Origin of the sequence: Spirillospora sp. NPDC052242, assembly GCF_040679555.1 — a bacterium.
In the GTDB taxonomy this organism is placed as follows: Bacteria; Actinomycetota; Actinomycetes; order Streptosporangiales; family Streptosporangiaceae; genus Spirillospora.
On record NZ_JBFAUZ010000014.1, the window covers coordinates 87,920 to 110,158 of the forward strand.

Below are 22,239 nucleotides of genomic sequence, written 5' to 3' on the forward strand. Positions count from 1 at the left end.
GGGGCGGTGTGTTCAGCCGCGGGCGTCCTCGATGGTGGCGAAGGCGCTGCCGTGCAGGCGGCGGGCCAGGTCGCGCTGGACGCGGCGCGCCCACAGCGGCCCGCCGTAGATCATCCCCGTGTACCCCTGGACGAGCGTGGCGCCCGCGCGCACGCGTTCCCAGACGTCGTCGGCGGTCTCGACGCCGCCGACGGAGACGAGGACGAGCCGGTCGCCGGCGCGCGCGCGGAGGCGGCGCAGCACCTCGACCGAGCGGTCCTTGAGGGGGGCGCCGGACAGCCCGCCGGTCTCGGCGGCCAGTTCGGGCGCGCTGCGCAGGCCGTCGCGGCCGATGGTGGTGTTGGTGGCGATGACGCCGTCCAGGCCGAGTTCGAGGGCGAGGTCGGCGACGGCGTCGACGTCGGCGTCCGCGAGGTCCGGGGCGATCTTGACCAGCAGCGGGACGTGCCGGCCCGCGGCGAGGTCGGCGGCCTCGCGCACCGTGCCGAGCAGCGGGCGCAGGTGCTCGACGGCCTGGAGGTTCCGCAGGCCGGGGGTGTTCGGGGAGCTGACGTTGACGACGAGGTAGTCGGCGAACGGCGCGAGCCGCTGGGCGCTCGCGACGTAGTCGGTGACGGCCTCGGCCTCCGGCACGACCTTCGTCTTGCCGATGTTGACCCCGACGATCGTGCCGCGGCCGCGTCCGCGCAGCCGTTCGGCGGCGGCCTCGGAGCCCGCGTTGTTGAACCCCATCCGGTTGACGACGGCCCGGTCGAGGGGGAGCCGGAACAGCCGGGGGCGCGGGTTGCCGGGCTGCGGGCGCCCGGTCACCGTGCCGATCTCGACGTGCCCGAACCCGAAGGCGCCGAGCGCCTCGTAGGCGACGGCGTCCTTGTCGAACCCGGCGGCGAGGCCGAGCGGGCTCGGGAAGTCGAGCCCGAGCGCGCGGACGGCCAGGGCCGGGTCGCGGGGCGCCAGCAGGCGGCGCAGCAGCGGCGCGAGTCCCGGCACGGACTGGATCGCCCGCAGCGCCCGCATCGTCAGGTGGTGCACGGTCTCCGCCGGGACCCGGGCGATGACCAGTGCGAACAGGAGTCGATACATTGCCGTCAGTATCCCAGGGAAAAATCGTCGACGGTTCGGCGCCCTGCCGCATAATCTGGACGCATGCTGATCAATGCCGTGGCCACCGGATGGTGGCCGCTTCCGATCCGGGCGTACCGCCCCCGCCGCGCCGACATGTCCGGTCGGAGCGTGATCGGCGGTTGAGACCCGCCGCGCTCTCGGGGCCGGACGTGCGCACCATGTAGAGCACGAACCACGGGAGTGACCATGGCCAAGAAGCGCAACAACATGCTGGGTGTCGGCGGCCAGCGCGGCAACGTCTCGCGGCGCGCGCTGCGCGGCGAGGCGGCGCGGACGTCCGGCGACCGCGACGACGCCGCCGCGGCGAAGCGCGACCTGCTCGCGAAGATGCGGGAACGCAACGAGCGGCGCGCCGCGGAGGCCGACCAGAACGAGAAGTAGACACGACGCGCGCCGGTTCCCTCGGGAACCGGCGCGCTTTCCTTTGCCGCCGTGCGGCCCGGAGGCGCCCTACGCGCCGCGGAACATGCGGCGGAGCGTGAGCCGGACGTCGCGGAGCGCCTGCCGGACGGCCCGGTAGGGCACGCCCACGGTCACGTTCCAGACGGCGGCGACGCCGCGCCCGACCGGGCTCAGGACGTTCCTCCACAGCCACGTGCACGGGGTCGCGACGAACACCCGCCACAGCCACTTGAGGAACCGCGCGGCGTATCCCCACGGCGTCACGATCAGGACGTTCCACATCCAGGCGATGCCGCGCCCCAGGGCCTTGAACCCTTTCCCGATCCACACGAGCGGCGGGTAAAGGACGTACTTCCACAGGAAGACGGCCGGGATCACGATCAGCACGTTCAGCAGCCACAGGAACGGCTTCAGCAGCACCAGGTCGAGCAGCCACCCGACCCACCGCAGGACGGCGACGATCCCGTGCCCCAGCGGCGTCAGCAGGACCCGGTAGATCCACCGCGCCGGGACGACGAGCAGGTAGTACAGCGTCGCGCCGATCGCGCGGCCCACGGGGGCGAGGACCCACTTGTACAGGGCGTTCCAGATGCCGCCGAACACCCACCCGAGACCCTTGCCGATCAGCCGGATCAGGTCGTACAGCAGCCGGAACGGCAGGACGATCACGAACGCGATCGCGCGCAGCGGGACGACGAGCCACGCGGGGCCCGCGGGCTCGGCGGCGGGCTCGGGTCCGGACGGACCGGACGGCCCGGGCACGCCCGCCCGGTTCGCGTGCGGGCGGTTCGGGTGGGGACGGGGCGCGCGCGACAGGTCGGCGTACGGCCCGGGTACCCCAGCCTGGTCGGGGCCCGTTCCGGGCGTGTTCGTCCGGTTGGTGGGTTCGTCGCCACTGCTCACGGATCTCTTCTCCCTCCGGCCGTCGCCTGTGCGCGTCAGGAGATCTGACCCCACGAGAGCTCGGACGGTTTCATCCGGTTCTACCGGATTTCCGGCGTTCACCGTACTGCCGCGGCGGCGCCGGGCCTCGTCCCGTCGAGGTTCGCCGCCGGCGACGCGCCCGTCCGTTCCATTCAGCCGCGGCTGATGTTCGGCGTCGACATCGAGAACTTCAGCGGACGCACCGCGAACTCGTCGCGCGGCTGCTGGACGCGGAGCCGGTGCGCCGCCGGCTCGCCGAGCGGCCCGGCCGGGACCTGGCGCTGATCGTGTCCGACCGCATCTACCGGGACGTCGTCGGCAGCGGCCTCTGCGCGCTGCGCGGGTCCGACTTCCACCGGGTCGACCTGACGGTCAAGGGCCGCGCGTACCGCGGTCACCTGCACGAACCGTCCGGTTGATCTTGTCTGGGATGATCGGGGGCATGTACGAACGCTTCGCCCGTGAATACGCCGCGCACGCCGAGACCGGCGCCTACAACGCCCTCTACGACCGTCCGGCCGTGCTCGGCCTCGCGGGCGACGTCGCGGGCGCGACGGTGTTCGACGCGGCGTGCGGCCCCGGCCTGTACGCGGCGGAGCTGCTGGAGCGGGGCGCGCGGGTCCTCGGCTGCGACGCCAGCCCCACGCTCGTCGAGCTGGCCCGGGAGCGGACGGACGGGCGCGCCGATCTGCGGGTGCACGACCTCGCCGAGCCGCTGACCTGGGTGCCGGACGGCTCGGTGGACGTCGTCGTCCTCGCCCTCGCCGTCCACTACCTGGACGATCCGGTCGCGCTGCTCCGCGAGTTCCGCCGGGTGCTGACGCCCGCGGGCGCGGTCGTCCTGTCCACCGAGCACCCGGCGAAGTCGTGGCAGCGGCTCGGCGGCTCCTACTTCGACGTCGAGGTGGTCGAGGAGTCGCTCAGCGGGGACCACGACTGGCCGATCCGCGCGTGGCGGCGGCCCCTCACCGACCTCAACGCCGTGTTCCGGCGGGCCGGGTTCCTCATCGAGGAGCTGCTCGAACCGCGGCCCGTCCCGGAGATGGCCGACAGCCACCCGGACGACCACGCGTCCCTGAGCACCTTCCCGGCGTTCGTCGCGTTCCGGATCATTCCCGACCCCCGCGTTCAGTAGAGCTCGGGGCGCCGGTCGCCCAGCAGGTCGTTGCGCGGGCTCGCGGTCTTGTCGGCCGCGTCCGCCAGGTCGACGTCCGCGACCGCGAACCCGGACGCGGCGGCCGTGGCGAGCGGCCAGCCGTCCGCGCCGACGATGACGGTGCCGCCCGTCCAGGCGACGCCGCGCTCGTCGCCCGTCCGGTCGCAGCAGGCGACGAACACCCGGTTGACGCGGGCGGCGGCCATCGCGATCACCGCCTCCGGCGGCCGCTCGCCCGCCGGGCGGTCCACCAGCGGCCAGTTCACCGGCGCCGCGAGCAGCCGCGCCCCGCCGAGCGCGAGCGCCCGCGTCACCTCCGGGAACTCGAGGTCGTAGCAGATCGGGACGCCGATCGGCCCGGCCGTCGTCCGGACGACCGGGACCGGACGGCCGCCCGCCGCGAACACCCGCTTCTCGGTGTCCCACAGGTGCGTCTTGCGGTAGACGGCGACGACCGCGCCGCGGTCGACGACGGCGGCGCTGTTGTACAGGCGCCCGTCCGGGCCCCGCTCGCAGAAGCCGCCGACGACCACGGCGCCGCCCGCCGCGTCCGCCCACGCCGCGAAGACGGGGTCGGCCGGGGTGATCGCGACGGACGCGGCCTCGGCGGCGGACGCGAACACGTACCCGGACGTCACCAGCTCGGGCAGCACGATGACGTGCGCGCCGAGCGCGGCCGCGTCCCGGACCGCCGCCGCCGACCGCGCCCGGTTGCCGCGCAGGTCGCCGACGACCGGCGCGAGCTGCGCGCAGACGATCCGGGTCACGGACGTCAGGCCGCGGGCGGGTCGTCGCGCAGGAGCTGCGCGAGGACGTCGAACTCGTTGAACAGCGTCCACTCCTCGACGATACGGCCGCCGGAGAAGTACAGCTGCGAGATGCCCCACAGGTGGACGCGCCGGCCCGTCGGGCGCCCGTACAGGCCGTGGCCGCGGTGCGTGCCCGCCGCCGTCCACCGGACGGACGCCGCGTACCCGTCGCGGTCGTTGCCCATCCAGTACACCTCGTCGACCTGCATGCCCAGGTCGGGGAACGTGGCGAGCAGGTTCCGCGCCATCCCGCGGACGTCCGCGCGCCCGTACCCGGACCGGTTCGACGTCCCGTGCCAGCGGACGTTCGGCGCGTACGCGCGGTCGATCGCGCTGAGGTCGCGCCGGTTGTAGGTGTCGTGGAACAGCGCGCGGACCGTGTGCTCCAGGTCGAACCCGGCGCGCGGGTCCGCCGCCGGGTACGGCTGCGGCCGGCGGCCCCCGGCGAGCCGCTCGACCTCGGTGACGCCGCGCTCGCCGAGCGGCACGACGCCGCCCTCGTTGCCGTAGATCCGGGCGGCCTCCCGCACGTCGACGCCGAGCTGCGCGAGCTTCGCCGCCGTGTTGTAGAGGACCCACTCCTCGTAGATCTCGTTCTCCCGGACGACGCAGTTCGCGATCACCCACGTCTCCATGCGGCGCCCGGTCGGCGGGCCCCAGCGCCACGGCCCGGTGTGGTGCCCGATGTTGATCGCGCGGTGCGACGTGACGAACCCGTGGTCCTCGTCGCCCGCCCAGATCACGTCGTCGGCGTAGTGCCGGCAGTCGGGGAAGGCGTTGATGCTCTGGATCGTTCCACCGACGAGCTGCTCGACGCCGTACTTGAACCCGGTGTCGTCGTAGAGGCGGCAGCCGGGGCTGTAGGTGTCGTAGATGTAGCCGACGTCCTGGTCCTCCCAGATGCGGTGGGTGATCCGCACGATGTAGTCGACGATGTCGGTGTAGGCGTCCTCGAACCCGCGCATCGGCTGCCGCCGCGCGCCGTGCACCGTCCCCGGGACGTCCGCGCCGTGGCCGGGCCGCAGCGAGATGCGGAAGTCGGACGGCATGGTCCGCGGGACCGGCGCGGACATCGCGACCGCCGCCCCCGGCGCCCGGTCGGGGATCCGGCCGCCGCCCGCCGCACGCTCGCCCTCGCCGCCGGTTCCGGCCTGTTCGTCGTTCCGTTCGTCGCGGCGCTCGTCGTCCGCCATGTTCGCCAGCCTTTCGTGTCGTTCGTGGACGGGATCAGCGGTACCGGGCGAGCCGGAGCGTCGCGGTCGCGCCGTGCGCGGCCATCCCCTCGTACGAGGAGATCACCTCGACGGCCTCGGCCAGCAGCGGGGTCGCCTCGCGCGCGGCGCGCTGGTAGGTCAGCGGCTTGAGGAACCGCGACACCGACAGCCCGGCGCTGTGCCGCGCGCCGCCCGCCGTCGGCAGCACGTGGTTGGTGCCCGCCATGCCCTTGTCGGAGTACGCGACGGTGCTCCACGGCCCGAGGAACGCCGACCCGTAGTTGTGCAGGGCGTCCAGGTACCGGTCGTCGTCGGCGGTGAGGATCTCGAGGTGCTCGGGGGCGAGGTCGTCCATCAGCGCCACGGCCGTCGCCTCGTCCGCGGCCCAGGTCACCGACCCGAAGTCGCGCCAGGCGGGCCCGGCGATGTCGCGGGTCTTCAGCGCCGCGAGCTGCCGCTCCGCCTCCGCGACGACCGCGAGCCCGAGCCGTTCGGACGTCGTGACGAGCGCCGCCGGGGACTCGGTGCCGTGCTCGGCCTGCCCGAGCAGGTCGGCCGCGACGAGCTCGGCGTCGGCGGTGTCGTCGGCGAGCACCGCGACCTCGGACGGCCCGGCGAGCAGGTCGATCGCGACCGTCCCGAACAGCTGCCGCTTCGCCTCCGCCACGTACGCGTTGCCGGGGCCGACGAGCATGTCGACGGGGGCCTCGCCGAGCAGCCCGAACGCCATCGCGGCGAGCGCCTGGACGCCGCCGAGCACGAACACGCGGTCGGCGCCCGACAGGTGCGCCGCGTACAGGACGGCCGGGTCGGCGCTGCCGTCCGGACGCGGCGGGGTGCACGCCACGACCGTCCCGACGCCCGCGACCTTCGCGACGCCGACCGTCATGCAGGCCCCGGCGAGCAGCGGGAACCGGCCCGCGGGCAGGTACGCGCCGACGCGCTGCACCGGCACGTACCGCTGCCCGGCGACCAGGCCGGGCGCCAGCTCGGTCTCGAAGTCGGTCAGCCGGGAGCGCTGCTCGCGGGCGAACGCCGCGGTCCGCTCGACGCCGAGCGCCAGCGCGTCCCGCAGCTCGGGGGAGAGCGCGTCGCCGCTGCGGGCGAGGTCGGCGCCGGAGACCTCGACGTCCGGCCGGTCCCAGCCGTCCAGCTCCCGCGCGTACCGCAGGACGGCGTCCAGGCCGCCGGCCTCGATGTCGGCGAGCATCGACGACACCCGTGCGGCGACGGCCGGGTCGGTCTGCGCGGCCGGACGCGTGGAGCCCGGGGCCTTGAGGATCCGGTAGGACCCTTCGAGCTCGGCGAGCCGGGCGGGGGAGAAACGCATGGATCAACCTTTCAAGAAGGGGAGAGAACGGTCAGTTGGTGCGGCTCAGTTCGCGGGGGACGGTTCGTCGCCGCGGGCGTGCGCGATCTGCGCGCGCACGGAGATCTCGTCGTAGATCCGCCATTCCCGGACGATCCGGCCGTCCCGGAAGAGGAACTGGGACGCGCCGAGCACCTCGACCGGCGAGCCCGTCGGCGCCCCGTACGCGGGCGTCCCGCCGTACGCGCCGCGCAGGAACCACACGACGCCGACCCGCACGCCGCCGTGCGCCGCCGAGTCGTGCGCGGCGACGTCCCGCACCTCGATCCGGGCGTCCGGGAAGGGGGCCAGCAGGTCGAGGAGGGCGCGCTGGTAGCCGTCCGGGCGGATCACGTCGCGGTGCCCGGTGGTGTGGCAGGTGACGTCGCGGGCGACGAAGTCGGCGACGCGGTCCAGCCGCCGCCCGTTCCACACGTCCTCGATCAGCCCGAGGACGTGCTCGCACTCGCCGCGCCGCGCCCCGCCCGCCGGACGCGGGCCCGAGTCGCCGCACGTCAGCGGGTCGGCGGGCGGGTCGCCGAGGATGCGCCCGCCGCCCGCGGGGAACGCGAGGCCGCGCGCGACGGCGTCCGGGTCCAGGCCGAGCTGCCGGACGACGGCGAGCTCGTCCCGCACGACCCACTCCTCCTCCATCACACCGCGCCGGTACAGGCAGGTGGCGATCGTGCGGGACACGAACGGGCGGTGCGTCGGCGGCCCGTAGTGCGAGACGCCCGTGTGGGTGCCCGCGCTGAACACGCGGTGCGAGCTGACGAACGCGTCGTCGCCGCGCGCCTCCCACACGACGTCGTCGGCCTGCCCGACCCGGTCCGGGAACGCGCTGATCTTCTGCAGCGTGGACGCCACGACGGGCTCGACGCCGCGCACCGTCCCGTAGGCGCCGTGGACGATCGAGTCCGCCGCGTAGTTCTCGCGGATCAGCCCGACGCCGCGCCGCACCCAGATGCGGTCGGTCCACTCGGTGATGAACTCCTCGGGGTCGCGGTACGGCGCGTACGCGACCTCCTGCAACGTTCCCGCCTCAGCCACCGGTCTCCTCGATCTTCTTGATGCGGGCGGCGGCGCTCCGCAGCTCGGACCGGACGTCCGCGCCGTGCGCCATCTCGTTGATCGCGACCTCGAGGGTGTCCTGGATCTGCGGCCAGTTGATCGAGGTCGGGATGACGCGGCCGGTGCGCAGCGCCTCGTACTGGAGCTTCGGGATGCCGCCGTTCACCTCGTTGACCTCCGGGTCGAGCATGTTCGAGGTGTGGACGGTGATGCTCGTGGCCTGGTCGGGCTTCGACTTGTCGAGCGCGATGGCCCGTTCGGTCTTCGGGTTGGACACCCACTTGAGGTACTCCCACGCCGCGCCCTGCTTCTCGGAGCTGCGCAGCACGCCCATCAGCCACGTCATGCCGTAGGACGCGCGCTTCTCGCCCTCCCAGCCGGGGAGCTGCGCGGCCCGGATGTTCTCCGCGACCTCCGGCTTCACCTTCGCCGGGTTCGTGAAGTCGTCGTACTGCCAGGTCCAGGTGAGGACGGTGTCCGCGTGGCCCTGCTCCATCGACTGCGTGGAGTCGGTCTCGGTCCAGTTCGCCGACGCGGGCGGGCTGTACCCCGCGCGGATCATCTCGATGTACTTCTCGGTGGCCTCGACGCCCTGCGGGCTCGTGAACGCCACGTTCCCGGCCTCGTCGAACAGCTCCCCGCCGTTGCTCCACAGCATCGACAGCCACGTGAACAGGTTCTGGCCGCTGCCCCGCCCGTACTGCCCGGCGATCGGGTGCCGCGGGCTCGACTCCTTCAGCTTCGCGAGCTGCCCGAGGTAGTCGTCCCACGTCTCCGGCGGCTCGAACCCGAACTTCTCGTAGACGTCCTGCCGGTAGTACAGCGAGTACGCGTACCCCCGGATCGGCAGCCCGTACGTCGTCCCCGGGTCCCCGGCGGTCGCGGCCTCCCGGAACGGCGGCGGGTAGTCCTCGAGGGTCATGCCGGCCCGCTCCATCACCCCGTCGAGCGGCTGCACCCCGAGCCGGACGGACGCGCCGAACGCGTCCGTCCAGGCGACCAGGTCGTAGGTGCCGGTGCCGAGCGCGCTCTCGGCGACGATCTTCTGCAGGAACGACTCGTACGGGATGTTGGCCCACTCGACCTCGATCCCGGTCCGCTTCGTGAACTCCGCGCCCGTCCGGTCCTGCATCGCGAGGAACTGGGCGGCGGTGTTGCAGCAGATCAGCAGCCGGATCTTCTGCCCGTCGTACGGCTTGCCGGTGCGCAGCCCGAGGTCGTCGACGGGACCGGCGCGGACGACGTCCGTCAGCTCGTGCCGCTCGGCGTCCGTCCCGCACCCGGCGGCGAGCAGGACGGCCGCGAGCGCGGCCGCGGCGGGACGGGACGCCCGCCGGCGCAGGAACCCTCGCTTCACTTGATCGCTCCCATCGTCATGCCCTGCGCGAAGTGCTTGCGGACGAACAGCGACATCACCAGCATCGGCACCATCACCAGCAGCCCCGCGGCGGCCATCTGCCCCCACGCGACGCCCTCCGGACGGACGAGCGTCATCAGCCCGACCGGCAGCGTCGTCGCGTTCTCCTTGGCGAGGAACGTCGGGAACAGGAACTCGTTCCACGACAGCAGGAACGAGAACACCGCGCAGACGAACAGGCCGGGCGCGGCCAGCGGCGTCACCACCCGCCACAGCAGCCGGACCTGGCCGCAGCCGTCGAGCCGCGCGGCCTCCTCGATCTCGATCGGCAGCCCGTCCACGAACCCCTTCAGCAGCCAGGTGATGTAGGGGACGACGAGGGACAGGTTCACGATCACCAGCGACGTGCGGGTGTCGAGCAGGCCGAGGTCGTGGAACAGGGTGAGGAACGGCAGCGCGATCGCGACGCCCGGGATGAACTGGGTGGCGACCATCGCGAGCAGCATCGACCGGTGCCCGGGGAAACGGTGCCGGGAGAACGCGTACGCGGCGAGCAGCGCCATCGGCAGCGAGATCAGCGTGGTCGCGACGCCCACCACGACGCTGTTCACGGCCGCGGCGGTGAGGTCGTTCTCCCCGCCGATGATCGCGCGGAAGTTCTCCAGCGTCGGCGCGAACACCGGGGACGTCGAGAACGCCTCCGCCGCCGGGCGGAACGCGGTGATCGCGAGCCACACGATCGGGAACAGGACGAAGAACAGGATCGCCAGGACGGCGACGAGGTGCAGCCCGCCGCCCAGCGCCCTCCGCGCGGTCAGGTCACGGGTGGTCATTTCGCCTCCTGCCGGTTCATGACGATCAGGTAGCCGGTCGCGACGACGCCGAGGGCGACGACGAGGATCCACGAGACGGCCGAGGCGTAGCCGATGTCGAGGAACGTGAAGCCCTGCGTGTAGGCGTAGAAGTTGAGGGTCTCGGTCGCCCGGCCCGGCCCGCCGCCGGTGATGGTGACGACCTGGTCGAACAGCTTCAGCGAGAAGACCGCCTTGAGGAAGATCACGATCAGCAGGAGCGGCCGCAGCAGCGGGAACGTCACGTGCCGGAACCGCTGCCACGCCGAGCAGCCGTCGACCCGCGCGGCCTCGTTCACCTCGGGCGGGACGGACGCGAGCCCGCCGAGCAGCATCAGCGCGATCAGCGGCGCCCAGCCCCACACCTCGGTCAGGACCAGCACCATCTGCGCCCAGAACGGCTCCCCGAGCCAGTTCACGTCGGCGGCGAACGGGAACACCGCGTCGATCATCTTGTCGTAGACGCCGTGGTCGGGGTTCATCATGAACCGCCACGAGAAGCCCTTGAGCGCGGGCGCCACCGCGAACGGCAGGATCAGCAGCGCCTTGGTCAGCCCGGTGAGCGGGCCGCGCCGGTTGAGGATCAGGGCCATCGCGAGCCCGATCCCGACCGACAGCACCACCGACACGAAGGTGAACCACAGCGTGACCATGACGCTGTTGAAGAACGTGTCGTCCTGGAACGCCCGCTGGTACTGCTCCAGGCCGACGAACCCGCCGGGCGCCGTGGACTCGTTCAGCCGCCAGTGCCGGAAGCCGGTCACGAGCGCCGAGACCAGCGGGTAGACAGTGGTGAGCAGGACCGCGGCGAGGGCGGGGGCGAGGTGCAGGTACGGCTGGGCCGCCCGGCGCATCCGCCGCCCGCGCCCCGCGCCGGACCCGGGCGGCCGCCCGGCCGGGGCGGCGCCGGACGCGGCGGAGCGCTCGGCCGTCGCCGTCACCATGGCTCGGTCCAGGCGGGGGCTGGGGACCTCGATTCCACTGCGGGCTCCTTCGCCGTGAGGTGACGGGGGTCTCAGGTCCGGGCAGTGTATGCGTATTCACAACGCCGATTCAACACCCCGTCGCCGACTTTTTACGGACGTGGACGGGTGTCGACCCCTCGGTGTTCACGCAGCTCATCATCATGGACGGGGCGTCGCGGCAGGGTGACCTCGGGATCCGCCGTTATGCATATCCGTATGCATGACTCGTTGGACGTCCGGTGTCGCGGGGGCGATCCGCGGGCGCGCGGGGCGGCGGAGAGGGGCGTGGAGCGGGAAGGGCGCGGGAGCGTCAGGCGGGCGGGGCGGCGTGCGTGTGGCGCGGGACGAACTCGGGGTCGAGCACCACGCGGGCCGGTTCGTCCCCGGCCTTGCCGGTGATCCGGTCGATCAGCATCCGCACGGCCGTGGCCGCCATCTCCCCGAGGTCGTACCGGACGGTCGTCAGCTCGAACGACGCCCACGACGCCATCGGGATGTCGTCGAAGCCGATGACCGTGAGGTCGTCCGGGACGCGGACGCCGAAGCGGCGCGCGGCGTCCAGGGCGCCGATCGCGATGACGTCGTTCCCGCAGAACACGGCGGTCGGGGGCTCGCTGGAGGCGAGCAGGCCGGTGAGGCCCGCGTACCCGGTGTCGAACTCGAAGGGGCCGCGCCGGACGCGCGACTCGGGGAGCCCGATCCCGGCCTCGGCGAGCGCGAGCCGCAGGCCGTACTCGCGGTCGCGGCCGGTGCTGGTGTCCTCGGGCCCGAAGATGCCGGCGATCCGCTCGTGCCCGAGCCCGACCAGCTCGCGCGCGGCGAACCCGGCGCCGCGCCGGTTGTCGACGACGACGGCGTCGCCGGGGGTGCCGCCCTCGCGGTTGAGGTAGACGAACGGAAGTTCGCGGCGGCGCAGCTCGGCGGGCAGGTCGGAGCCGAGGGTGGTGGTGGCGAGGACGACGCCGTCGATCGACCGGTCGAGCAGCCGCTCGTAGGCGAGGGCCTCGTCGGTGCGCTCGGTGAACAGCATCATGCGGTAGTCGAGCCGGCCCAGCTCGTCGTGGAGGGGGCCCACGAGGTGCGGGTAGAAGGGGTTGGTGAGGTCGGTGACCAGCACCCCGATGCGGCGGGACGTGCTGGTGGACAGGCTGCGGCCCGCCTCGCTCGGGACGTAGCCGAGGGCCCGGGCGGCCTCGCGCACCTTCGCGCGGGTCGCGGCGGACACCCGCTCGTCGCCGCGCAGCGCCCGCGACACCGTGGGCTGGGAGACGCCGGCCAGCCGGGCGACGTCGCGGCTCGTGATCCCCACCTGCTGCCTCCACGCCTGCGCGCCCCGGACGGCGGCCCCTCGAACGATGCAGGCAAGCATACGTCTATTCACCGGCTGTCCGAAGCCGTTTCGGCCTACGGCGATTGACAACACCGCACCCGCTGCGCGTAGTGTGCATACGTATGAATACTCAGGACGCGGACCCGCGGCGGGTCCCGGTGACCGCCGCCGAGCTGGCCCGGCGGACGATCCGGCGGGACGACTTCGTCTCCTGCGACCAGGCGTTCATCGACTGCCGCACGCCCGGATCGGACCGCAAGGAGAACTACGCGATGATCGGCCCCGGGGTGAGCCAGAGCCCCGGCCAGGTGATCAACCTGCGCGAGCCGCACGGCTACAACATCGGCGCGGCGGCGATGCCGAACGGCGTGACGAACAGCCTGCACCTGCATTTCACCGCCGAGGTGTTCCTGTGCTTCCGCGGCGAGTTCCTGCTGCGGTGGGGCGCGGACGGGACGGACGGCGAGCTGCTGCTCCGCGAGGGCGACATCGCGTCCATCCCGACGTGGATCTTCCGCGGGTTCACCAACACCGGACCCGACGACGGCTGGCTCTTCACCACCCTCGGCGAGGACGACACGGGCGGCATCATCTGGGGCCCGTCGGTGCTCCGCGAGGCCGCCGACCACGGGCTGTTCCTCACCGAGGCGGGCGAGCTGGTCGACACGGTCGCGGGCGAGACGGTCCCCGAGGGCGCGCGCACCGTCCGTCCGATCTCGCCGGAGCGGATCGCGGCGCTGCGCACCTACACGGCCGACGAGCTGCGCCGCCGCGTCGCCACCCCGGACGACCTGGCCTGGAGCGACGCGCCGTTCCTCGACTCCGGCCTGCCCGGCGGCGGCGCGCGGCTCGCGGCCGTCATCGGCTACGGCATGACCGAGGACCGCTTCCAGGAGCCGGTCGTCCACAACCCGCACGGGCACAACGTCGCGTGGCTGCGGGCGCGTCCCGGCGAGGGCGTCCACCGGCACCGGCACGGCGAGTCGCAGGTGCTGATGGTCAAGGACGGCGAGTGGGAGGTCGTGCTGAACGGGCCGGGCGAGGAGCTGACCGTGCGGCTCGGCCCGTGGGACATGCTGTCCGTTCCCGCGCACGCCTGGCGCTCGCTCCGCAACGCCGGGGACGGCGAGGCGTCCATGGTCGTGGTGAACGGCGGCGACGGCCGCGTCCGGCTGGAGTGGGACGACGACGTCGTCAAGGCCGCGGCCGACGCGGGCGTCGCCCTCGACCCGGGCGGCTACCTCGCGCCCGCCGACCTGATCCCGCGATGATCCCGACGCTGCTCGTGCCGGGGATGCTCTGCGACGCCGACCTGTGGTCGGGCGTGGACGTCCCCGGGACGCCCGTCGCGATCACCGAGCCGACGATCACCGGGATGGCCCGGCAGGTGCTCGCCGCCGCGGACGGCCCGTTCGTCCTCGTCGGGCTGAGCCTCGGCGCGATCGTCGGGTTCGAGGTGCTGCGCCTCGCGCCCGAGCGGGTCGCCGCGTTCTGCGCGATCTCCACGAACGCGGGCGCCCCGACCCCGGCCCAGCTCGACGGCTGGCGCGGCATGGCCCGCCGGACGGAGTGCGGCGCGTTCGGCGACGTCGTCCGCGAGATCCTCCCGACGATGTTCGCCGAGCCGGGGCACGACGAGCGGTTCCTCGGCATGGCGCACCGGACCGGCCCCGACGTGTTCCGCGCGCAGCTCGCCGCGCAGGCGACCCGCCGCGACGCGTCCGCGCCGCTCGCCGCCGCGACCTGCCCGGTGCTCGCGGTGTGCGGCAGCGCCGACGCGCTGTGCCCGGTCGGGTTCCACCGGCACATCGCCGAGACCGCACCGTCCGGGCGCCTGCGCGTGCTGCCCGGCGCGGGCCACCTGCTGCCGATCGAGCGTCCCCGCGTCCTCGCCGGGGTGCTTCGCGAATGGCTGGACGAACAACCCACAACGAACAGGAGGGCGTCGTGCCCCACGTGCTGAAGAAGCCGGTGCCGCAGGAGCGCGTCGCGCGCGACCTCGGCGAGGTCCGCACCCGCGTCGAGGCGATCATCGCGGACGTCCGCGAGCGCGGCGACGCCGCCGTCCGCGACTACTCGAAGCAGTTCGACGACTGGACGCCGCCGTCGTTCAAGCTGTCGGACGCCGAGGTCGAGCGGATCGTCGCGGGCGTCCCCCGGCAGGTCATCGAGGACATCGAGTTCGTGCAGGAGCAGGTCCGCGGGTTCGCGAAGCTGCAGCGCGACTCGATGACCGACTTCGAGGCCGAGACGCTGCCGGGCGTCCGGCTCGGCCAGCGGCACGTGCCCGTCTCCGCCGCCGGCGCCTACGTGCCGGGCGGCCGCTACCCGCTGACGGCGTCCGCGCACATGACGATCGTGACCGCGAAGGTCGCCGGGGTGCCGCGCGTCGTCGCGTGCACGCCGCCGATCCGCGGCGAGATCCCGGCGGCGACGGTCGCGGCGATGCACCTCGCGGGCGCCGACGAGATCCACCTGCTGGGCGGCGTGCAGGCGGTCGCGGCGATGGCCGTCGGCACCGAGACGATCGGGCGCGTCGACCTGCTCGCCGGGCCGGGCAACGCGTACGTGGCCGAGGCGAAGCGGCAGCTGTTCGGCGAGGTCGGCATCGACCTGTTCGCGGGCCCCACCGAGATCCTGGTGATCGCCGACGAGACCGCCGACCCGTTCACCGTCGCCGTCGACCTGCTCTCGCAGGCCGAGCACGGCCCCGACTCCCCGGCCGTCCTCGTCACCACCTCCGCCGACCTTGGGCACGCGGTGGCGGCGCACATCGACCGGCTGCTGCCCGGCATGCCCACCCGCGACTTCGCCGAACCGGCCTGGCGCGACCACGGCGAGATCGTCGTGGTCGACTCCGTCGACGAGGCGTTCGAGGTCGCCGACGGGTACGCGTCCGAGCACGTCGAGGTGCTGACCGCCGACCCGCGCCGCGCCCTCGACCGGATGCGCAACTACGGCGCGCTGTTCCTCGGCGAGGGGACGTGCGTGTCGTACGGCGACAAGGTCATCGGCACGAACCACGTCCTGCCCACGCGCGGCGCCGCCCGCTACACCGGCGGCCTGTGGGTCGGGAAGTACCTGAAGACCGTCACGTACCAGGAGGTCACGGACCCGGCGGCGAGCGCCCGCCTCGGCGAGGTGTGCGGCCGCGCCGCCCGCGTCGAACTGTTCGAGGGCCACGCCCGCTCCGGCGACGTCCGCGCGGCGAAGTTCGGCGACGCCTCCTTCCCCTGGCTGAACGACGCCCGCGCGGCGCTCGCCGGAGACCCGTCGTGACCGCCGGTCCCGGCGGGGCCGTGGTGGGGCGGACGGCGCTCGTTACCGGTGGCGGTAACGGGTTGGGGGCGGCGATGGCGGGGGCTCTTGCTCGGGCGGGGGCCCGGGTGATCGTCGTCGGGCGCGATCGGGCGAAGCTCGACGCGGTGGTCGCCGGTCTGCCGGTTCCCGGACGGGCCGCGGTCTGCGATGTGTCGGATCCGGTGAGCGTCGCGGCGCTCGCGGGGGATCTCGCGGACGAGACGGTGTCGATCCTGGTGAACAACGCGGGCGTCCCGGGTCCGGTGAAGCCGCTGGTCGAGATCGAGCCCGGCGAGTGGGACGCGGTGTTCGACGTGAACGTGCGCGGCGTCTACCTGATGTGCCGGGCGTTCCTCCCCGCGATGGTCGAGCGCGGTGCGGGTGACGTCGTCAACGTCGCGTCCGTCAGCGGCAAGCGGCCCCTCGCCGCCCGCACGCCGTACTGCGCGTCGAAGATGGCGGTGCTCGGGCTGACCACCACGCTCGCCGCCGAGGTCGGGCCGCTCGGCGTGAACGTCAACACGCTGTCGCCGGGGCCGGTCGCGGGCCCGCGGATGGAGCGCAACTTCCGGCTGGAGGCGGAGCGCACCGGCACCGACCCGGCGGACGCGGAGCGCGCGTTCGTCTCGCGTGCCGCGCTCGGCCGGATGGTCACCGAGGACGAGGTGGCGACGGCGCTCGTGGCGATGCTGGGCATGCCGGGGCTGTGCGCGGCCGACATCGACCTGTCGGCCGGGATGGTGGCGCGGTGACCGGGCTGAAGCAGCGGATCCGGGCCGGGGAGAAGACGCTCGGCGGCCTGCTGCGGCTCCCCGGCGAGTTCCTCGTCGAGCTCGCCGGGGTCGCCGGCCTCGACCACGTGCTGATCGACCTCGAGCACGGGCCCGCCGACCTCGTCGCGCTCCAGCACCACATCGCGGCGGCCGAGGCCCACGGGCTGGACGTCCTGGTCCGGGTCGGGGCCGGCGACCCCGGGCTGATCCTGCGGGTGCTCGACCTCGGCGCCACCGGGATCGTCGTCCCGCACGTGGACACCGCCGCGGACGCCCGCGCCGCCGTCGCCGCCGCGCATTACCCGCCGCTCGGCGCGCGGGGCTTCGCCACCTACAGCCGCGCCGGCCGGTTCGGCGCGGCGTCGATCCCCGACCACCTGCGGCGGTCCGCCGAGCGGACGGTCGTCGTGGTGATGATCGAGACGCCGCGGGGGGTCGCGGACGCGGCCGGGATCGCCGCCGTCGAGGGGGTGGACTCGATCATGGTCGGGCCCGCCGACCTCTCGGTGGCGATGGGGCTGACCGGCGGCGCCGCCGAACCGGACGTGCGGGCCGCCACCGAGGCCGTCCGGACGGCGGCGGCCGGGGCGGGCGTGGCGATGACGACGATCGTGAACGACCCGGCCCAGGCCGCCGCCGCACCGCCGGGACTCGTCGTCTACAACCTCGCGCACGTCCTCCTGCGGACGTTCCGGAGCCTCACCGCGCTATAGTCGCTTCCTGATATCAGGGAGCGACTATGGCACGAAGTGTGGACAACCCGCTGGCCCTCGCGGTGCTGGGCCTGCTGATGGAACGCCCGATGCACCCGTACGAGATGGGCGTCGTGCTGCGCGAGCGCGGCACGAACGTCCGGACGAACCGGGGCTCGCTGTACGACGTCGTCGCGGCGCTCGAACGGCAGGGCTGGGCCCGCGCCCGCGAGACCGTCCAGGACGGGGCCCGGCCCGCCCGGACCGTCTACGAGCTGACCGGCGACGGGCGCGACGCGTTCACCCGGCGGCTCGACGAGCTGATCCGGGTGCCGCGGCGGGAGTACCCGGTGTTCCTCACGGCCGTCGCCTACCTCGGGGCGCTGGGCCCCGAGGGGGCGGCGGACGCCCTCACCGAACGGGCCGGACGGCTCCGCGACGACCTCGCCCGGCTCGACACCGGGCTCGCCGAAGCGGACGTCCCGCGCCTGTACGTCATCGAGGCCGAGTACGCGCGCGCGCTCGTCCAGGCGGATCTGGCGTGGGTCGAGCGGGTCCTCACCGAGATCGCCGACGGCACGCTCGCCTGGCCCGACGTCGAGGAGGACTGATGGAGTTCGGCATCTACCCCGGTGGGATCACCGGCGACGACGAGGGCGGCCTCGCCACGGGCCCGGCCGACGACCCGGCCGCGATCCTCGCGGCGCTGCGGACGCTCCAGGCGCACGGGCCGTTCCTCGTGCGCGGCTACTGCGCCTTCACCGACCCCGGACGGCCCTGGACCGAGACCCCGCAGGACGTCGAGCAGTACGCGGGGGACGGGCGGCGCCTCGACCTCGTCCTCCAGTACCAGTCGGAATCCGGCGACGTGCCCGGCTACCTGGAGTTCGTCCGCGACGTCGTGCGCCGCCACGGCCCGGAGATCGCGACGCTGCAGATCACCGAGGAGCCCAACGTCGCCGGCGTCCCCACCCTCGACGGCCACTACCCGGACGTGCGCCGCGCCCTCGTCGAGGGGGTCGTCGCGGCCCGCGCGGAGGCCGACCGGCTCGGCCTGCGCGACCTGCGCGTCGGGTTCAACACGACGCCGCTGTTCGGCCCGTCCGCCGGGTTCCTCGCCGAGCTGACCGGCCTCGGCGGACGCCCCTTCCTCGACGCGCTCGGCTACGTCGGCCTCGACTTCTTCCCCGACGTGTTCATGCCCGCGCCCGACCCCGGCCCCGCGACCGCCGGGCTGCTCGCGATGCACCGCGACCTGATGGCGTCGGCGGGGATCCCGTCCTCCGTTCCGCTGCACGTCACCGAGAACGGGTGGCCGACCGGGCCCGACCGCACCCCCGAACGGCAGGCCGAAGTCCTCGAAGCCGTCCTGGACGCGGTCGTCCGGACGGACGGCATCGGCGCCTACCTGCACTTCGCGCTCCGCGACGCCGACTCGTCCCGCGACGGCCTGTTCCACCGGTTCGGGCTGCTCCACGACGACTACACCCCGAAGCCCGCGTTCGACGTCTAGCGCGCGTTCGTCGCCGGCCGGTGACCGCGCGGCCACCGGCCGGCGGCCCTCACGACAGGCCGTAGGCGCGGACGACCGTCTGCGTCACCGCGTTGCCGTCGCGGTCCTTCACCGTCGACCGCAGCGAGACGAACTCGGCCCCGGCCACCGGGTCGACGCGGACGACGCCCAGCGCGGCGCCCCCGGCGGGCCGCAGCGTCCGCCAGGTCGCCCCGTCGTCGAACGACGCCTCCACCTTGATCGACGCGACCGGCACGGCCGCGGCGCCCGGGTTGCGCTCGACCCAGTACGGGACGAGCGTCGCCCGGTCGCCGGGCGCCCGGTTGCGCTCGTCCAGCCCGGCGGGCAGGAACCGCGCGGCCAGCAGCGGGAGCTGCTCCACCTCGCCGGTCGAGGCCGACCGGAACGTCCAGACGGTCTCCTGCGCGGTCGAGACCGACCCGGCGGGCAGGTCCGGCCGCGCGATCGAGTACCGCATCGTGTACGTCGCCTCCTCCGGCGCAACCGTCACCTCGATGTCGGGCGCGCCCCCGCCGGTGACCGCCCGCTCCGCCAGCACCGTCCCGTCCCGGCTCAGCGAGAACGTGCCCGTGCCCGTGAAGCCGCGGCCGCAGTAGTCGAGCGCGCCGGTGGACGGACAGCCCGGCGCGACCGCCAGCAGGTTCCCGTCCCGCTCGTTGCCCCAGTCGTCGAGCGACTGGCCGACGACGGCCGCGTTCCACGCGTCCGCGTGGGGTCCGGGCCGGTACGACCGTCCGTCCCGGAAGATCCGCGCGATTTCGTCGCCCGCGTCGTCGTACATGCGCAGGTCCTGGTCCCAGGTGACGGTCTCACCGGCCCGCAGGTACAGGGTGAAGTCGTCCGGCACGGGCCGCGTCACGTTCGTCCCGAGGCTCCCGGTCTCCGCGGCGCTGGAGGCGTACGTGCGCAGCGACCCGCTCGTGGCGTCGTCCAGGACCCGCGTCGACGTGCGTATCCGCGCCATCTCCGCGCGCCGCGTGTGCAGCGCCGGATCCGCCGGGACGCCCCTGGCGGAGCGGAAGTCGTGGAACACGTACGGGCTCGGGTCGGCGCCCGCCTCCTGCCACGTGTTCAGCACGGTGAAGGTGATCCGCTCGTCCGTCCCCGGCTGCACCGACACCCGCTGCCCGGCGCCGCCGTCCAGGAACATCATCGCCCAGTGGCGGTCCGTCATCAGGCCCAGCCCGACCGTCGCGTCGGTCATCTCCGCGCCGGGCGTGTCGTTCGTGAACGCGACCGGCGTGTTCGTCCGGGCGTCCATCGGGACGGCGTTCGCCCCGGCCTCGAACGCGTAGATCTTCCGGAAGCCGTGGGACCAGCCGCCCCGCTCGAACTGCCCCGCGACGTCGTACGTCCCCACCGGGACCCGCGCCGTCGCGGTGCCGTCGCCGTTGCCGGACGCGTCGAACCGCTCGCCCGTCTCCATGTTCGTCAGCGTGACGTACCCCGACGCCGGCGACCCGTCGAGGTCGGTCATCCGCACCGTCACGTTGCTCGTCGGCGGCTCGACGAACGCCGCGACCGGGGTGACGACCTCCGGGCCGTCCGCGCCCGTCGCGGTCAGCGTGCCGGTGAACAGGCCCGCCCGGATGCCCTCCGGGCCCCGGAACGTGAGCGCGACCGTCGCCTCCCCGTTCGCCGGGACCGTGACCCGGTCCCGGTCGAGCGTCGCGGCGCCCGCCGGAAGCGGCCCGTTCGGGCCCGTCAGCTCGACGGCGAGCCCCAGCTCGACCGGTTCGTCCGCCGAGTTCGCGTACGTGACCTCCCGGGTGAGCTCGGACGTCCCGGAGTCGGGCCACTTCACGTCCGCGTGCAGGCTCGGCGGCGACGCGGACACCCGCTGCTCGACCGCCGCGCCCACGTCGACGCGTCCCGCGCCCTGCACGCCGAGGTCGACGGGCAGCCGCTTCGCCGCCGCCATCAGCGTCGCCTTCAACCGCCGGCCGTCCCAGTCCGGATGCCGCTGCGCCAGCACCGCCGCCGCCCCCGCGACGTGCGGCGTCGCCACCGACGTGCCCGACAGCCGGGTGTACGACCCGTCCACCGGCGAACCCGCCGACGTGCCGCCCGCCCGCGCGCCGACGACCCCCGTTCCCGGCGCCATGATCTCGGGCTTGACCAGGTAGTCCCACAGGCGCGGCCCCCGCACCGCCGACGCGGGCCGGTCCCGCCGGTCGACGCTGTTCACCGCGAGCGCCGACTCCGCCGCCGCCGGCAGCGCGATGAACCCGGGGAACGGCCACAGCAGATCACCGGCCGGGGCGACGAACAGCGTGCCCGTCTCCGCCGACAGCTCGTCGACCGCCCGCTCCACCGGGTCGACCTCCGGCGAGTCGCAGAAGCAGCTCATGCTCACGTTCACGACGTCGGCCTTCGCCTCCCTCGCCGCCCACGTCATCCCGGCGATCAGCCACGACTCCTGCCCCTGCCCGGAGTCGTCCAGCACCTTCCCGCTGACGACCCGCGCGTCGGGCGCGACGCCCCGGTACGTCCCGCCCGACGCCTCGCCCGACCCCGCGATCACCGACGCGACGTGCGTCCCGTGCCCGTTCGCGTCGTCGGCCGACGCGCTCGGCGTGAAGTTGCGCGCGTCCGCGACCTCGAGATCGGGGTGCTCGGCGTCGACGCCCGTGTCCAGCACCGCCACCGTGACGCCCTCGCCCGTCAGCCCCTTCTCCCACGCGGCCGGTGCGCCGATCTGCGGGACGCTGCCGTCCAGGCTCGCCTTCACCTTCCCGTCCAGCCACAGCCGCGCCGACGGGTCCGCGACGAACTCGCCCCACGCCTTCGGCAGCCCGTCCTTGTCCGCCCGCACGGCCGTGAGCCCGCCGGCGGCGATCGTCCGTCCGGCCTTGAGGGACCCGACCGGACGCGACGCGATGAGCGGCAGCTCGTCCGTCCGATCGTCCCCGTACCCGGACGCGAGCAGCCGGTGCACCTCGAACAGCCGCCGGTCGAGCCGTCCGTCCGCCAGCAGCGGCACGGCGTCCATCGGCGTCACGGTGATCTCGTGTTCCGTCACGTGCGCGGCGAACCCGACGTCGTCCCGTCCGGCCCCGGGCTCGACGGTCACCCGCGGCGGCCGTCCGTCCCGGGGGGTGACGACGACCCGGTCGCCGGTCACGAGCGTGACGGCGCGGGACGGCCCGTCCGGCGGGGTGGCCCGGACGGGCGCGCCCGCGGCCGCCGCGGGCACGGCGAGCGCGGCGGCGCAGGCCAGCGAAGCGGCCGCGGCGATCGCGGCCCTGATCGTTCGGCGGTGGAGTCGATTCCGTTCACGGATCACGCGACCACTCCTCAGCACGGTGAACGTCGCCACCATATGCTGGCAACGTCAGCCCGCCCAGACCCAATGACCGCACCCGGCCGCCCACGGGCCCCTCGGACG

At 73.9% G+C, this 22,239-nt stretch carries 21 protein-coding genes; 10 read left to right on the forward strand and 11 right to left on the reverse strand.

Translation table 11 applies throughout. From position 1 onward, the window contains the following. Window positions 1-12: 12 nt before the first annotated feature. Complete coding sequence (locus AB0L25_RS14115) at window positions 13-1,083, reverse strand: quinone-dependent dihydroorotate dehydrogenase (protein ID WP_500171883.1); 1,071 nt, start codon at window positions 1,081-1,083, stop codon at window positions 13-15. A gap of 228 nt (window positions 1,084-1,311) precedes the next feature. On the opposite strand from AB0L25_RS14115, the gene AB0L25_RS14120 reads away from it, so the two are divergent. Next, on the forward strand, window positions 1,312-1,506 hold the full coding sequence (locus AB0L25_RS14120; protein ID WP_500171884.1) for a DUF6243 family protein: 195 nt from the start codon (window positions 1,312-1,314) through the stop codon (window positions 1,504-1,506). Window positions 1,507-1,575: 69 nt separating this feature from the next. On the opposite strand, the gene AB0L25_RS14125 is transcribed toward AB0L25_RS14120, so the two are convergent. After that, window positions 1,576-2,430 carry a hypothetical protein gene (locus tag AB0L25_RS14125; protein ID WP_500171886.1) on the reverse strand — a complete coding sequence of 285 codons (855 nt, stop codon included), beginning with the start codon at window positions 2,428-2,430 and terminating at the stop codon, window positions 1,576-1,578. Window positions 2,431-2,690: 260 nt separating this feature from the next. Between AB0L25_RS14125 and AB0L25_RS14130 the strand changes: the two genes are divergently transcribed. Then, the gene (locus tag AB0L25_RS14130) at window positions 2,691-2,870 is read left to right on the forward strand and encodes a hypothetical protein (protein ID WP_500171888.1); all 180 of its coding nucleotides are present in this window, start codon (window positions 2,691-2,693) and stop codon (window positions 2,868-2,870) included. Between the two features lie 23 nt (window positions 2,871-2,893). After that, window positions 2,894-3,586, forward strand: coding sequence for a class I SAM-dependent methyltransferase (locus tag AB0L25_RS14135; RefSeq protein ID WP_500171889.1), 693 nt, complete (start codon window positions 2,894-2,896; stop codon window positions 3,584-3,586). Here AB0L25_RS14135 and AB0L25_RS14140 read toward each other — a convergent pair. From AB0L25_RS14140 to AB0L25_RS14175, 8 genes are all read right to left on the reverse strand, one after another. Next, complete coding sequence (locus tag AB0L25_RS14140; RefSeq protein ID WP_500171891.1) at window positions 3,580-4,374, reverse strand: nitrilase-related carbon-nitrogen hydrolase; 795 nt, start codon at window positions 4,372-4,374, stop codon at window positions 3,580-3,582. The two genes, AB0L25_RS14135 and AB0L25_RS14140, sit on opposite strands and share 7 nt — an antisense overlap. 5 nt (window positions 4,375-4,379) lie before the next feature. After that, window positions 4,380-5,609, reverse strand: a complete 1,230-nt coding sequence (locus AB0L25_RS14145) for an ester cyclase (RefSeq protein ID WP_500171893.1) — start codon at window positions 5,607-5,609, stop codon at window positions 4,380-4,382. A 34-nt stretch (window positions 5,610-5,643) separates the two neighbouring features. Beyond that, window positions 5,644-6,960, reverse strand: coding sequence for a histidinol dehydrogenase (hisD, locus tag AB0L25_RS14150; RefSeq protein WP_500171895.1), 1,317 nt, complete (start codon window positions 6,958-6,960; stop codon window positions 5,644-5,646). 45 nt (window positions 6,961-7,005) lie between these two features. Then, window positions 7,006-8,028 carry an ester cyclase gene (locus tag AB0L25_RS14155; RefSeq protein ID WP_500171897.1) on the reverse strand — a complete coding sequence of 341 codons (1,023 nt, stop codon included), beginning with the start codon at window positions 8,026-8,028 and terminating at the stop codon, window positions 7,006-7,008. Next, window positions 8,021-9,406 carry an ABC transporter substrate-binding protein gene (locus tag AB0L25_RS14160; protein ID WP_500171899.1) on the reverse strand — a complete coding sequence of 462 codons (1,386 nt, stop codon included), beginning with the start codon at window positions 9,404-9,406 and terminating at the stop codon, window positions 8,021-8,023. Before AB0L25_RS14160 ends, AB0L25_RS14155 begins: the two co-directional genes overlap by 8 nt. Next, window positions 9,403-10,239: a carbohydrate ABC transporter permease gene (locus tag AB0L25_RS14165; RefSeq protein WP_500171901.1), complete on the reverse strand. Its 837-nt coding sequence runs from the start codon at window positions 10,237-10,239 to the stop codon at window positions 9,403-9,405. Before AB0L25_RS14165 ends, AB0L25_RS14160 begins: the two co-directional genes overlap by 4 nt. Continuing rightward, window positions 10,236-11,201, reverse strand: a complete 966-nt coding sequence (locus AB0L25_RS14170; protein WP_500171903.1) for a carbohydrate ABC transporter permease — start codon at window positions 11,199-11,201, stop codon at window positions 10,236-10,238. Before AB0L25_RS14170 ends, AB0L25_RS14165 begins: the two co-directional genes overlap by 4 nt. Window positions 11,202-11,532: 331 nt before the next feature. After that, the gene (locus tag AB0L25_RS14175) at window positions 11,533-12,591 is read right to left on the reverse strand and encodes a LacI family DNA-binding transcriptional regulator (protein ID WP_500171904.1); all 1,059 of its coding nucleotides are present in this window, start codon (window positions 12,589-12,591) and stop codon (window positions 11,533-11,535) included. Window positions 12,592-12,674: 83 nt separating this feature from the next. Between AB0L25_RS14175 and AB0L25_RS14180 the strand changes: the two genes are divergently transcribed. Genes AB0L25_RS14180 through AB0L25_RS14210 form a run of 7 tightly spaced genes read left to right on the forward strand, consistent with a single transcriptional unit; the run spans window position 12,675 to window position 18,830 of the window. Continuing rightward, window positions 12,675-13,823: a cupin domain-containing protein gene (locus tag AB0L25_RS14180; RefSeq protein ID WP_500171906.1), complete on the forward strand. Its 1,149-nt coding sequence runs from the start codon at window positions 12,675-12,677 to the stop codon at window positions 13,821-13,823. After that, window positions 13,820-14,515 carry an alpha/beta fold hydrolase gene (locus tag AB0L25_RS14185; RefSeq protein ID WP_500171908.1) on the forward strand — a complete coding sequence of 232 codons (696 nt, stop codon included), beginning with the start codon at window positions 13,820-13,822 and terminating at the stop codon, window positions 14,513-14,515. The genes AB0L25_RS14180 and AB0L25_RS14185 overlap by 4 nt, the downstream gene beginning before the upstream one ends. Then, the gene (gene hisD, locus AB0L25_RS14190) at window positions 14,500-15,831 is read left to right on the forward strand and encodes a histidinol dehydrogenase (RefSeq protein WP_500171910.1); all 1,332 of its coding nucleotides are present in this window, start codon (window positions 14,500-14,502) and stop codon (window positions 15,829-15,831) included. Before AB0L25_RS14185 ends, hisD (AB0L25_RS14190) begins: the two co-directional genes overlap by 16 nt. Before the next feature lie 23 nt (window positions 15,832-15,854). Beyond that, on the forward strand, window positions 15,855-16,604 hold the full coding sequence (locus tag AB0L25_RS14195; RefSeq protein ID WP_500172007.1) for an SDR family NAD(P)-dependent oxidoreductase: 750 nt from the start codon (window positions 15,855-15,857) through the stop codon (window positions 16,602-16,604). Further along, window positions 16,601-17,338 carry an HpcH/HpaI aldolase family protein gene (locus AB0L25_RS14200; protein WP_500171911.1) on the forward strand — a complete coding sequence of 246 codons (738 nt, stop codon included), beginning with the start codon at window positions 16,601-16,603 and terminating at the stop codon, window positions 17,336-17,338. The genes AB0L25_RS14195 and AB0L25_RS14200 overlap by 4 nt, the downstream gene beginning before the upstream one ends. Before the next feature lie 26 nt (window positions 17,339-17,364). Beyond that, on the forward strand, window positions 17,365-17,928 hold the full coding sequence (locus AB0L25_RS14205; RefSeq protein WP_500171913.1) for a PadR family transcriptional regulator: 564 nt from the start codon (window positions 17,365-17,367) through the stop codon (window positions 17,926-17,928). Continuing rightward, window positions 17,928-18,830, forward strand: coding sequence for a hypothetical protein (locus AB0L25_RS14210; protein WP_500171915.1), 903 nt, complete (start codon window positions 17,928-17,930; stop codon window positions 18,828-18,830). The genes AB0L25_RS14205 and AB0L25_RS14210 overlap by 1 nt, the downstream gene beginning before the upstream one ends. Window positions 18,831-18,879: 49 nt before the next feature. Here the strand turns inward: AB0L25_RS14210 and AB0L25_RS14215 are convergent, their stop codons facing one another. Then, window positions 18,880-22,137: a S8 family serine peptidase gene (locus AB0L25_RS14215; RefSeq protein ID WP_500171917.1), complete on the reverse strand. Its 3,258-nt coding sequence runs from the start codon at window positions 22,135-22,137 to the stop codon at window positions 18,880-18,882. Between the last annotated feature and the right edge of the window lie 102 nt (window positions 22,138-22,239).